This is a genomic window from Collinsella sp. AM38-1BH, assembly GCF_003467545.1.
GTDB lineage: Bacteria > Actinomycetota > Coriobacteriia > Coriobacteriales > Coriobacteriaceae > Collinsella.
Genome location: NZ_QSHC01000010.1, coordinates 24,772 through 37,702, shown reverse-complemented (window position 1 = coordinate 37,702; position 12,931 = coordinate 24,772). Strand labels below are relative to the sequence as shown.

At 59.7% G+C, this 12,931-nt stretch carries 9 protein-coding genes and 2 tRNA genes; 5 read left to right on the top strand and 6 right to left on the bottom strand.

The features are described 5' to 3' along the window. Positions 1-92: 92 nt before the first annotated feature. The 5 genes from DW870_RS05605 to DW870_RS05585 all read left to right on the top strand — a co-directional run bounded on the left by DW870_RS05605 (position 93) and on the right by DW870_RS05585 (position 4,075). The gene (locus DW870_RS05605; RefSeq protein ID WP_117877133.1) at positions 93-1,487 is read left to right on the top strand and encodes a CCA tRNA nucleotidyltransferase; all 1,395 of its coding nucleotides are present in this window, start codon (positions 93-95) and stop codon (positions 1,485-1,487) included. A 226-nt stretch (positions 1,488-1,713) separates the two neighbouring features. Next, positions 1,714-1,790: transfer RNA gene (locus DW870_RS05600), tRNA-Glu, on the top strand. Between the two features lie 22 nt (positions 1,791-1,812). Next, positions 1,813-1,889, top strand: a tRNA-Glu gene (locus tag DW870_RS05595). Between the two features lie 150 nt (positions 1,890-2,039). Next, on the top strand, positions 2,040-3,347 hold the full coding sequence (locus DW870_RS05590) for a lysylphosphatidylglycerol synthase transmembrane domain-containing protein (RefSeq protein ID WP_117877132.1): 1,308 nt from the start codon (positions 2,040-2,042) through the stop codon (positions 3,345-3,347). A gap of 116 nt (positions 3,348-3,463) precedes the next feature. Continuing rightward, positions 3,464-4,075, top strand: coding sequence for a TetR/AcrR family transcriptional regulator (locus DW870_RS05585; protein ID WP_117762930.1), 612 nt, complete (start codon positions 3,464-3,466; stop codon positions 4,073-4,075). Between the two features lie 56 nt (positions 4,076-4,131). Here DW870_RS05585 and DW870_RS05580 read toward each other — a convergent pair whose 3' ends face one another. From DW870_RS05580 to sdaAA, 6 genes are all read right to left on the bottom strand, one after another. Further along, positions 4,132-5,565: a radical SAM protein gene (locus tag DW870_RS05580; RefSeq protein WP_117794271.1), complete on the bottom strand. Its 1,434-nt coding sequence runs from the start codon at positions 5,563-5,565 to the stop codon at positions 4,132-4,134. Between the two features lie 216 nt (positions 5,566-5,781). Then, positions 5,782-6,996, bottom strand: coding sequence for an ABC transporter permease (locus DW870_RS05575; RefSeq protein WP_117877130.1), 1,215 nt, complete (start codon positions 6,994-6,996; stop codon positions 5,782-5,784). Beyond that, the gene (locus DW870_RS05570) at positions 6,993-7,766 is read right to left on the bottom strand and encodes an ABC transporter ATP-binding protein (RefSeq protein WP_117877128.1); all 774 of its coding nucleotides are present in this window, start codon (positions 7,764-7,766) and stop codon (positions 6,993-6,995) included. Before DW870_RS05570 ends, DW870_RS05575 begins: the two co-directional genes overlap by 4 nt. Next, the gene (locus tag DW870_RS05565) at positions 7,766-9,202 is read right to left on the bottom strand and encodes an efflux RND transporter periplasmic adaptor subunit (RefSeq protein WP_158565181.1); all 1,437 of its coding nucleotides are present in this window, start codon (positions 9,200-9,202) and stop codon (positions 7,766-7,768) included. The genes DW870_RS05570 and DW870_RS05565 overlap by 1 nt, the downstream gene beginning before the upstream one ends. Before the next feature lie 132 nt (positions 9,203-9,334). Then, positions 9,335-11,050: a L,D-transpeptidase gene (locus tag DW870_RS05560; RefSeq protein WP_158565180.1), complete on the bottom strand. Its 1,716-nt coding sequence runs from the start codon at positions 11,048-11,050 to the stop codon at positions 9,335-9,337. Between the two features lie 149 nt (positions 11,051-11,199). Continuing rightward, positions 11,200-12,807, bottom strand: a complete 1,608-nt coding sequence (sdaAA, locus tag DW870_RS05555) for an L-serine ammonia-lyase, iron-sulfur-dependent, subunit alpha (protein ID WP_117877122.1) — start codon at positions 12,805-12,807, stop codon at positions 11,200-11,202. Positions 12,808-12,931: the final 124 nt, after the last annotated feature.

Below are 12,931 nucleotides of genomic sequence, written 5' to 3'. Positions count from 1 at the left end.
AAGTGGGTTCGTGTGTGCGCCTTCTTCTGTTTCTTGCTAGACTTCTTGAGAACCAACAATCAATACACTCGCAATTGCAGGAGGCCACAGGAATGTGCACAGTTTCGCTTAACGCTACGCAGCCGTCAGCCGCCTCCCTGCGCGTCCTACGCGCGCTCGAGGCAGCTGGTCTTGAGGCTTGGTACGTAGGCGGTTGGGTACGTGATGCCCTTATGGGATGCCCCAGCCACGATGTTGATATGTGCTGCAGCGGCCTGTGGCAGGAGTCCAAGGTAGCACTCGAGGCTGCCGGCATTGCGGTGGTTGAATCGGGCATTAAATTTGGCGGCATCACCGCCATTAGTGATGGCGAGCGTATCGAGGTCACTACGTACCGCCTGGACGGCTTTTACACCGATGGCCGCCATCCGCAAAGCGTGGAGCGTGCGGCGTCGCTTGAGGACGATCTGGCGCGCCGCGACTTTACCGTCAACGCCATGGCCTGGCATCCCGAGCGCGGGCTTGTCGACCGCTACGACGGCCAGGGTGATTTGGAACGAAAGCTGATCCGTGCCGTCGGCGATCCCAAGCGTCGCTTTAACGAGGATGCCCTGCGCATGCTGCGTGCGGTGCGTTTTGCCTGCCGCCTGGACTTTGTGATTGAGCCCGAGACTAAGCGTGCCCTTGCCGAGTGCGCGCCGCTGCTCGATGCCGTGGCGCGCGAGCGTGTGGGCATTGAGCTCGAGGGCATCCTTTCGACCGGCCACGGGGGAGACGCCATGCTGCGCTACCCCGAGCTTGTTTGCGCCGCCGTGCCCGAGTTGGCAGAGGGTCGCGGGTTTGATCAGCGCAGCGTCTACCATGCCTTTAACGTTTACGAGCATATTGCCCGCGTGCTGACGGTGGCAGGTGAGCTGGCGCTGTGTGACGGCGTCGCGCCCTCGTCGAGCCTGATGTGGGCGGCGTTTTTGCACGACGTTTCCAAGCCCGAGTGTTTTACGGTCGACCATGCGGGCAGCGGCCACTTTTACGGTCATCCCGAGCTCGGGGCCAAGAAGGCGCGTGTCATTATGGATCGCCTGGCGCTTTCGCACGACCTGATCCGTGACGTGTGTCTGCTCATCAAGTATCACGATAAACCGTTGCGCCCCGAGCGTTCCTGTCTGCTCAATATGATGCGCTTGCTTTCGGGCGAGGGCGTCGACACCGCCCGCCTGATGGACGAGCTCATGGATCTCAAGCGTGCCGATACGCTCAGCAAGGCCCCGTCGTGCTTCTATTACGTCGAGACCATCGAGGAGATGCGCACGCTGGCGCACGAGCTACTGGAGGCAGGGGTGCCCTATACGCTCAAGATGCTCGCCATCAACGGCGGCGATCTGATCCGCGCCGGCGTGAAGCCGGGGCCCGTGCTAGGTCAGCTTCTCAACGCAGCGCTCGACGCCGTGATCGAGGACAACATCCCCAACGACCGCGAAGCTCTTTTGGTCCATCTCAACCTAGGGTAGTTAATTTGGGACGGGGCTTTTTTAGCTACCCCTGCCGGCAGCACCGGCGGTTCGGTCGATTGACGGCTAGGGCAGCTAAAAAGCCCCGTCCCAAATTAACTACCTTGCTGAACTGCGCGTTCCATAACCTGCCGACAAATTTTCGGCAATTTGGAATTTTTTCTTGCGCTCGCGTTTTTTGTCCCGTAATATATTTCCTCGCAGCACGGCAGTGCAGATGTCATGTGGCCCGTTCGTCTAGCGGTTTAGGACGCCGCCCTCTCAAGGCGGAGATCACCAGTTCGAATCTGGTACGGGCTACCATTTCTTTTCTGCCGAGATTTATGGCCCGTTCGTCTAGCGGTTTAGGACGCCGCCCTCTCAAGGCGGAGATCACCAGTTCGAATCTGGTACGGGCTACCACGCATCTGATACCCGGACTTCCCACGGAAGGCCGGGTTTTTTATTATCAAACAACCGTCTGCAATTCCCGTTTGAACAAGAGCTTTACGTTCTGCTTATGGCCCTTACGGGTACAATAACCAAGTTATTTTGACTGTTAGAAGGAGTCTCATGACGGAGTCCTCTCAGCATACGTCCAAGCCCCTGGTCGAGGTTGAGGCCTCGGGCGGCGATGACAATAAGAGCGCACGCCGCGGCGCCATCTTTATCGGCGTTGTGCTGGTGGGTTATATCGTCTATCTGGTGGTAACCGGGCAGATGGGGCAGTTCTGGGCTGCTATGTCGAGCGTCCAGGCGCCCTGGCTCGTTGTCGCGTGTCTATGCATGTTCATGTATCTGTTCTTTGGCATTGTGGCCTATGCGATCGCCGTCTGGCTCGACCCCAATTCACCCGTCGGCATTCGCGACCTGATCTCTGTCGAGGCGAGCGGCATCTTTTTTGGCAACCTGACGCCCATGATGATGGGCTCGACTCCTGCCCAGATTTACCGCCTGACCAAAGCGGGCCAAAATGTCGGCGAGGCCGGCGCCACACAGTTCACGCGTTTTATCGTGTATCAGTTTGGCCTTGTTGCCTGGGGTGCTATCCTGCTACTTGCTCGTATGCCGTTTTTCGCCGAGCGCTATGGCGACATGACACTGCTGTGCGTCTTTAGCTTTGGCGGACACTGCTGCATCTTGCTAGGCATCTTTGCCGTCGCGCTCATGCCTAAGACCGTCACGCGCGTCGCCCATTGCATCATTAATTGGCTCGAGCGCATAGGTGTCTCGTCCACTAAGATCGAGGGATGGCGCACGTTTGTCGATGGCGAGGTCTATTCGTTCTCCGAGAAGTTCAAGCTTTCGGCTGGCCATTTTTCGTCCATGCTGCTCACCGTGTTTATCACCATGCTGCAGCTCGCGTTTTTCTATCTGGTGCCGTATTTTCTGATGCTTGCCTTTGGCCACCACGAGGTCGACTTTTTCTCGGTCATGGCCGCGAGCGCCTTTGTTCAGCTCCTCAGCTCTGCTGTTCCCCTGCCCGGTGGCACCGGCGGTGCCGAGGGTGGCTTCGCGCTTTTCCTGGGTCATTTTTTTGGATCGGCTTCGACCGCCGGCTATCTGCTGTGGCGCCTCATTACGTTTATTGCGCCGACCATTTTGGCTGCGCCCCTGCTGGGCCTTAAGAGCGCCCACAACGAGAGCATCCATGCGCGCTGGGATCGCGTGGTGCGCAAGCTCGGCCGCACGCCTCAGACGCCCTCTGCGCCCACTAAGCCGCACCCCACGAATGCTGTTACCGTTGATCCCAAGAAGCACGCTCAGAAGGCTTCTGGGACCGCTAAGCAGGCTCATAAAGCCTATGTGCGCCAGACAGGCGATGGTATTCGCGTATCTCCGTCGGCACTCAATAAGAAGAAGCACCTTAAGTCGCAGTAGGGCAGTCGTGCGTTCTTCATGATGCGGGGCATATTTGTGCTGTATGGGGGATAATCCTCTTACGTAGATTATCTCTCATCTGTTGATGAGTGCCCGTATATCGAAGGGACACGCCCATGGCCACCAGCAAACCGCGTATTGATCGCCGCATCGTTCGCAGCCGCACTGCCATCCTTTCCGCTTTCGAGCGCCTGCTCATGGAAAAGCCGCTGGCAGACATTACGGTGAGTGCCATCGCGCGCGAGGCCAATGTCGACCGCAAGACCTTTTACGTTCACTTTGGTACGGTTGATGGCTTGCTCGATGCCATTGCCGTCGATGTGGTGGAGATGATTGTCGACTCGGTCGAGAAAACGCTTGCCTCCATGGACGGTGACACCAACGAGCGCGCCCTGGGCGCGGCGGCGACCTTCTTTAAAACCGTTAACGAGGCACTGTGCAACAACCTGCTGCTCAATCGCCAGCTCATCGAAAACATTCCGCTTGACGACTTTATGGCTCGCCTGCGTGTGCCGCTCGAGCACGAGATTGCCGAGCGCGGCCTGCTGCCCGAGGGCATTAAGGACGAAATGTTCGAATACTACCTGGCGTTCTTGCTGTCCGGTATTATCGGCATCTATCGCACGTGGGCATTGTCCGATGGCTCGGTCGCCATTGAGCGCGTCTCGGCAGTCGCCAACGACCTGACTCTGAACGGTCTTTCGAGCTTGGAGACCCGTTTGTCCTAGCGCGGGCGCCCCTTCCGAGGCGCCCGCGTCTTTGCTGCCTGCTCCGTTATCAAGCGCTAGCAGTTGCTCTTGAGCTTGCGGCCCTGCTGTTCAAACTTATGCATGTCGCTGTCGGCCATGCCCTGCGTCTCGTCCTCATGGCGTTTGATGTAGAGCGGATCGTCGGGATCGTTCCAAATGCGTTCTGCCACGGGCGCCCAGGCCTCGGCTGCGGCGCGGGTCTTTTCGCGCAGTTGCTCGGGCGATTCCTTCTCGACCAGGTCGGTGCTCTTGGCACCGGTCTCGGCCACCATCTTGGGCAGCACGTCGGGGTTCTCGAGCATGGGGCAGGGCTTGAGATAGTTGTCGTTGAACGGCTGGCCCTCGTAGTATTTCATAAAGAGGGGAGAGCGCAGCGCATCGAGCAGGCTCACATCGTGGATGTTGGCGTTGGAATAGTGGATGAACACGCAGGGCTCCACGTCGCCCGCTGCATTGATGTGCAGGTAGCGGCGACCACCGGCGATGCAGCCGCCCACGAACTCACCGTCATTTTGGAAGTCGAGCGTAAAGAGCGGCTTTTTCTCGCGCATCTCGCGTATAAAACGATACATGTGCTCACGCTGTTCGGGCGTGGGCATGAGCTCTGAGGTGGCGTTGCGCCCGACAGGCATAAAGTGGAAGTACCAGCAGAAGAGCGCTCCCTCGCGGATCATCCAATCCATGTTTTCCTCGGTGGCGACGGTATCGGCGTTGGCGCTCGTCCAGCAGGTCGATATTCCAAAGGGCAGATTGCGCTCGCGCAGGAGCTTCATGGCATGCTCGATCTTGACGTAGGTGCCCTCGCCGCGGCGGGCATCGGTGGTGTGCTCGTTGCCCTCGGCGCTGATGGCAGGGACAAAGTTTGCCACGCGGATCATGTCATCGCAAAACGCCTCGTCGATCAGGGTGGAGTTGGTGAAGCAAAGGAACACACAATCTTGGTGCTTTTCACAGATCTTGATGAGGTCGTGCTTGCGGACGAGCGGCTCGCCGCCCGTATAGATGTAGATATGCGTGCCGAGCTCTTTGCCCTGCGTGATGATAGAGTCGATGTCTTCAAATGAGAGATTCTGCTTATAGCCGTACTCGGCTGCCCAGCAGCCCGTGCAATGCAGGTTACAGGCGCTCGTGGGGTCGAGCAGGATGGCCCACGGAATATTGCACTGGTACTTTTCGCGGCTTTTTTCCTGCTGCGGCCACGCGAGCAGGTTGCCGTCGACAATCAGTGCCTTGAGCAACTTGGTGCGCATATCGGGATTGAGGGTGAAGACGCGCATGATCAGGTCATACCAGTTGCCGCGGCTCTTGATGACGTTGGTGAACGCCTCGCGCTGCGCGGGAAATACGCGATCGGGGACCAGCTTGTTCACAAGGTCCATGATTTTGTCGATGTTTTCCTGCGGGTTGTCGTCGAGATAATCGATGAGTTTGTTGAGCGCTGCGCGCTCCGCTGACTGTGTAAGCGACATGAGCATATCCTTTCACGTGTACTTCGTGTGAGATAATACCCATATGTGGAATTAAATGCGTCTAAAGAATCCGTAATGTGTCTATTCAACGAATCAATTTGATTTGGGGCGAAGTGTCATGCCCCGACACCTTCTAAGTTACGGTGAAATAGTGTCTAATATGCGCTTTTAAACGCATAAACAGTCAGTATTTCACCGCAACGTATGGGTGGTTGCTTACTGATAGCGGAGACACTCGACCGGGTCGAGCTTTGCGGCGCGGCGGGCGGGATTGAAGCCAAAGATTACGCCGATGCCGACGGAGACGGCGAAGGCCAGCAGCACCGTGGCGATTGAAAAGCTCGGTGTGATTTGCCCGCTGGCGCCGAGCTCGCTGAGAACCCCTGATCCTGCGGCAAACATCGCGAGGCCCCAGGCCAGCAGATAGCCAATCAGGACACCCAGCAGGCCACCTGTGACGCACAGCGCCGAGGACTCGGCCAAAAACTGCGCGGTGATATCGCGACGACTGGCGCCCAGAGCGCGACGGATGCCGATCTCGCGGATGCGCTCAGTCACGCTGGTGAGCATCATGTTCATAATGCCAATACCGCCCACGAGCAGCGAAATGCCGGCAACCGCTCCCATGATGAGCGAGAAGGCGCCCATAAAGGAATTGAGGGAGTCGATAGCGCTTTTCATGGAGCTTACCGATACGCTATCGTACTCGTCGTCCTTCGAGATGCCCTTTATGCTACGCACCTTGGACTCGATGGTCTTACAGAGCTTATCCATATCCGTGCCTTCGGCGGCGAGCGCCGTCACGCTCGGAAACGACGGATTGTCATCGCCGTAGAGCTCGGCGATCGCGGCCCGTGGCATGTACAGGTTCAGCGAACCCATGGATTCGTTGCCACCATCGATAACGCCGACAATTTGCACTTCTCCGCTCGACACCTTGATGGTCTTGCCGAGTGCGTCCTGTTCGTTACCGTACAGCTGCTCGGCACCGCCGCGGCCGATGAGCGCCACGCGCGCACCGGATTTTGACTCGATACCGTTGTAGGTGCGCCCTGCGACGATCTTGCTGGCGCCCACGGCATCGAGCATGTCGCTATCGACGCCGTGTGCCATGACGGTATAGCTTTTATCCCCGACCTTGTACTCGGAATAGGCGCTATCGACGATGCCGATCTGCTCAATCTGCGGCACCAGTTTGCGAAGCTTTTCCACATCCGAATCGGTGAGTTCTTGGGACGAATAGATCTCTACCATGCGGGCTGCATTGAGGCCCAGGCTGTTGACCAGGCTGTTTTGGATGCCGCCGATGAGCGAAGTCATGGCGATGACCGAGGCGATGCCAATGACGATGCCAAGGATGGTGAGCAGGCTGCGTCCCTTGTTGGCCTCGAGCGAGTGAAGGGCTTCTTGGACAAGATCGCGGGTGCTCATGCCTTCGCTCCTTTCGGCTGATTGGTGGTTGCAGAAATCGCGGGCAGGTTGTTGACGGCCCCGCGTAACGTATTCGGTGTATGCGCGACATATGCGCCGTCATGGATTCGCCCGTCACGGATGGTTACGGCTCGATCGGCCTCGGCGGCGATGCCGGGGTCATGCGTGATGAGTACGATGGTCTTGCCGCGTTTCTGGAGCTTGCGGAAGGTTTCCATGACGAGCGCTCCCGTGGCGGAGTCCAGGTTTCCCGTCGGCTCGTCAGCCAAAATGATGGGCGGATCGTTGACGAGGGCACGTGCGATGGCGACACGCTGCATCTGGCCGCCCGAGAGCTCGGATATGCGGTGGTCCCAGTGGTCGACGGGCAGCGTGACGGCCTGCAGCGCGTGCACGGCGCGCATTTCTCGCTGGCTACGGGGCACGTTAGTGTATGCCAGCGGCAGCATGACGTTTTCGATAACCGACAGGCGCGGCAGCAGGTTGAAGCTCTGAAAGACAAAGCCGATGCTCAGGGCGCGGACTTCGGTGAGCTCGTCATAATCGAGCTCGGCCACGTTGAGGCCCTGCAGGTAATAATCGCCTGCCGTCGGTTTGTCCAGGCAGCCCAGGATGTTCATGAGCGTTGACTTGCCCGAGCCCGAGGGGCCGGTGATGGCGACGAACTCGCCGGGATCTACTGCCAGGCTCACGTTGTGCAAGATATGGGCGCAACCCGCCTCGCTCTCAAAGATGCGATGCACGTTGCGAATGTCGATGACGGGACGCATTACATGCCCTCGTCGGCAGACATGCTGCCCGAATCCGCGCTGTAGCCGTCGTCAGCCGTTGCGTCCGCTCCGGTGTCCATGACGAGGGTGTCGCCGTCGCGAAGCTTGGTAACCGGGGCGTCTGGGTTGATCTCGTTGCCCTGGTCGTCGCGCTTGACCTGCGTCTTACCGACTACAGCCTCGTTGTCGTTTTGCGCCACGACGGTCACCTTCACGCGGCGCGTCTTTTTGCCCTCCGAATCGGTGGCCAGATTGACGTAATAGTGCTCGCCATCTTCGGTCATCAGCGCCATGGTCGGCACCATCACCACGTCGTCGAGCTTCTCGGTCACTACCGAGACCTCGGCAGTCATACCCGGCTTAAGGCGACTGTCGGGTGCTTCGATGAGGATGTCGACGTTAAAGGTCACGCTGCCGCCGCTCCCGGAGGAGAAGTCGGAGGTTGCCACCGAGGCGATAGCCGTGACGGTGCCCTGGCTCACGATATCGGGAAACGCGGGATAGGTCACGTTGGCGCTTTGGCCCACGGCAATTTTGGCGATATCCTTTTCGCCCACCTGAACCGTCACCTTCATCTTGGACAGGTCGGCGATCTGCATGCACTGCTTGCCGCCGCTCGTATCGCTTTCGCCCATGATCATGCCGCCTGTTACCGTGGCGCCCACCTTGGCGTTGAGCTCCACGATGCTGCCCGAGCTCGGGGCCGTGATCGTACGGCTGGCGGCCTTGGCGTTCGCCTGATCGAGGTTTGCCTGGGCCGATGCGAGGCTGCGCTGCGCGGCCGATACGGCGTTCGTGTCCGCTGATGCGGCGGAGATGCCAGCCGCTGCGGAAGCTTCGTCGACGTCCGTCGTTGGGGTGGCCTGCGCGGCAGTTGCGGCTTTCTGCGCGTTGGCGAGGTCTTCCTGAGCTGCTGCAACTGCGCGCTGCGCCTCGGCAACGTTGCGATCGAGCTCGTCGATTTTAATGGTCATAAGCACGTCGCCCTCGTTGACGGATTGGCCTGCCTGCACGTTTATCGAATCGACCATGCCGTCGACAGAAGGGGAGACCACTGAGGACGAAATGGGTTTGAGCTGGCCTTTCGCTTCGACCGTTGTGCTAAACGTGCCCTCGGTCACCATGTCGGTCGCAGGCCCGATATCGCCCTGTGGCTGCGCATTGATAACCAGGGTTGCGACAATGGCAATGAGCGCGATGACACCCACGATGCCGGCGGCAATGCCGCGTCGAATCAGCTTTTTGCGTCGACGTTCGGCACGTTTTGCCTTGAGCTTGGCATATACCTCTTCATCGGAAATCTCGGCCGTGTCGTTCGTGCGTCCGCTCTCCTTGTCGGCATGTACGTCTGTGATCAGAGGAAGCGTTTCGGTGATACCTTCGGGCGTGTGCTCGGTATTATCCGGACCCGGGGTGATCGTGGGGACATTCGGCATAGCGTCTCCTTTATAGAAAGAACCTCGATAAGTATATGCGCCCACCGGTTGGGGCGGGCGCATAGGACGGTTTCTTTCGGAACTGTTAGATTGGTCGCAGCAGCTCCACGTTGTGGGAATGCGCGCGTTGCACTACGAGTGGACAACCACGCACAGGCCGACTTTGATGCAGTCGTGAAGTGCCTTTGCATCGGCCAGGCGCAGGTTGATGCAACCGTGGCTGCCGCACCACTTGTACGACTCGGCATTATCGAAGCTCTTGTCGTTTTGCCAGGTGGCGTCGTGGAATCCGACCATATTGCCCTCGAACGGCATCCAATAGCTGACCGGGCTCTCGTATTTGGGCTTGCCGGTCTCGGGGTCCTTGGCACCGATAAGCTTGCTGGCGCCATTGTTGCTGTTGATCTGCCATACGCCCTCGGGGGTGGCGTCCTCTCCCGGCTTGCCAGAAATAAAGTTGGCCTCCCACACGATATTACCGTTCTCGTCATAGTAGCGCGCGTGCTGCTCGGACAGATCGACGTCGATATACGCCTTCCAGTCGGGCTCTCCCTTTGCGGTAAAGGTGTCGGCCTTCTGGGAGTACTTGATCTCGATTTCGCCGGTCTGCTTGTTGTTAATGGCGTCCTCGACCTGCTTGGCGAGCGAGCTGCTGTCAATGGACCAACCAAAGTCACCGCCTTCGACGGCACACTGCTTGCCATCGGCGCGCGTCCACCAGCGAGTGGAGCCCACGGTATTAAAGCCGTTAGCGAGCTCGGCTGCCCAGCTGCTGATTTGCGACGTATCGAGCGTGGGGTTGGCAGGATCGGCAAAGCTGATCCACTGCAACACGGAGCTGCCATCAACCTTGCCGGCATCCTCGCCGTTGAGCTTGAGGGTCACGTTGACGCCCAGGAAGTTGTTGGCGGCATCGCATGCGGCCTGAATCTGATCATCGGTAAGCGTTCCATTGAGCGGCTCGTAGGCATCGCTGCCGAGCTTGGAAAGGTCTACGGTCTCGGACAGCGAGGCAAGCTCGAGCTCGGCATACTTAATGACATGCTCGCGGTCGAGTTTTTCGTTGGAGCGCGCCTTCTCGACGGTAAACTTGCCGGCCTGCTCGTCATAGGAGCTATTGGCCTCGAACGTGCCCGAACGCCCCTCGTTAAACTCGTCGATGGCGGCGCCCAGATCCTCCTCAAACTTCTTTTGGTCAAAAGTGTCGGAGAGCATAGACAGGTCGACGTCTTGATCAAGATCGACTTCGTTGGAGGTAGCGGTTGTTTTGGTCCCTCCGCTTAAGGATTCCACAAGGCGGACCGGCCATACAAAGGCTTCGTTGTGGCTGATAATCTCTTTTGCGGCTGCTTCGCCGTCGACGATGGGCTCATTGGACTCGGGCTGATAGGTCCAGCTAAAGTCATCGCCTGCCACGGTGAGCTTATAGTGCTTCCATGCCGAGTTGACCTTGGTGGCGGCAGACGAAGCGTTGGAGAACGAGACGTCGACGCCGGCGATGGTGGTATTGGGGTAGGCTAGCTGGGAAAACGCTACGACGCCTACGATATAGACAATGACGATAAGACCAAGGACGACAAAGAGCGTCGTCTTTTTGCCCGACTTATTGTTCTCGGCGGGTTTGCGCGCGGGGCCGCGATCGCCTCGACCGTGCGCGGGGGGCTGCTTGGGCGCATTGCCGTTTGCCTGGCGCTGCTGACGTTGATGGTTCGGGCGTTGGGGAGCGTTTGTCGCACCACGCTGCTGACCGTGATTCGGCGCGATAGGACGCGGCGACTGAACGCCACCGGTGTGCCTGCTCGGCTGCTGCGGATCGGGAATCAGTTGAGTTCGATCGTTTTGCGACATCGTATGCATATCCTTCGAATTTCGCCTTGCGGCTCATCGTGTTTTTACTGGGCTTGCATTATAGCGATTACCTAGTTGTTTGTGGTACGGAAACGGTGGCATTCAAAAGAGGTGGGACAGTTGTCCCACGATCGAGTCGTTCTTGGTCACTACCCGCACACACCGCATTTTGCACAGGCCGAAAGCGCGGCCGGAGCCTGCGCGATGCCGCCCTTTGCCGTCTCGCGCAGCGTGGCCGGCAACGCGTGGCCCACCGAGAGCATGACATGTGCCATCTGGTCAAACGGCACCAGGCTCTTAATGCCGGCGAGGGCGAGTTGTGCCGAGCTAAAGGCCGCTGCCACGCCGATGGCATTGCGGTTTTGGCAGGGCACCTCGACCAGGCCTCCGACGGGGTCACAAACGAGGCCCAGCAGGTTACTCAGCGCGATGGAGCTGGCGTCAAGCGCCTGCTCGGGCGTGCCGCCGAGCATCTGCACCAGCGCGGCGGCAGCCATGGCGGCGGCGCTTCCCACCTCGGCCTGGCATCCGCCCTCGGCGCCGGCAACGCAGGCGCTCGTGGTGAGGTTGAGGCCGATGGCGGCTGCGCAGTAGAGCGCGTCTATCACCTGCTCGTCGTCGAGCTGAAGGTGATCGGCGAGCGCCAGCACGCAGCCGGGTACGACGCCTGCGGAGCCTGCCGTGGGGGCAGCGACGATCACACCCATGGTGGCGGAGCGCTCCAGGACGGCCATGGCGCGGGCCACGGCATCGGTCTGGACGGGGCCCATTAAGTTTGAGCCAAGGTCGTTGCGGCCGGTGGCATCGACAAGCTTGGCCTCGCCGCCGATAAGCCCGCCGAGCGAGCGCTGCGGATTGACGATGGGGGCCGTGGTCTCCTCGCGCATGACGTCGAGCACGCGGCGCATGGCGGCGACGGCGTGGGCCTCGCCGGTCAGACGCGCCTCGCGCACGGCCATGACGGCGCCGATGCTGAGTCCCAGTTCCTCGCACGCATCGAGCAGCTGCTCGCCGTCGTCGAAGATTTCCTTTGCTGAGACGCCGGGGGAGAGCGACGAGGCAGAACCGGGGAGCTCGATAAAGGTCGCGTAATCGACATTGTCGAGCTTGCGCAGCATGGGGACGACGGTGTCGTCGGGCGCGCCGTCGGTCTCAAAGACGGAGTAGGCCTGGCCGCCCACCTCGGTGCGGTAGGTGCGGCAGAAGGCGATGTTCACGTGTGCGTAGGCGAGCAGGTTCGTGAGCGCGGCGAGCACGCCGGGAACATCCTGGTGCGCCACGAAGAGTGTGGAGTACATACCCGAGATGTCAACGCCGACGCCGTTAATGCGGCTGATGCGCATCTTGCCGCCGCCTAGGCTCTCGCCGCGGACCTGTGCCGTAGCGCCCGTGTCGTCGACCATGTCGATGTCGACGGTGTTGGGGTGGATGGAGACGTCGTCGCCCTTGATGCCAAAGTGATATTCGAGGCCCTGCTCGCGTGCGAGGTCGAAGGCCTGCTTGATGTTCTCGTCATCGGTGTCGAGGCCCAGGATGCCCGCGACGAGCGCGCGATCGGTGCCGTGGCCGCGGTAGGTATGGGCGAAGGAGTTCCACAGGCCAAAGGTGACTTTGGTGATGCGGCCTTCCAGCAAGCTGGCGGCAACCTGGGCGCAGCGCAGGGCGCCGGCGGTGTGCGATGAGCTGGGGCCGACCATGACGGGGCCCAAAATCTCGAATGCCGAGGTCGTAGCTAGTGTTTGCGGCTTGCCTGCCATGGGTGCTCCTTCTCTATCCCGTCGTCCCGAGGAGCGGCGCATAAGATCGCCTGCTCGGGCAGTCCTGCTCGCACGGAGAGCACATTAAGTGCTCTCCGGCTCGTGCGGAACTCGCGATCGACCT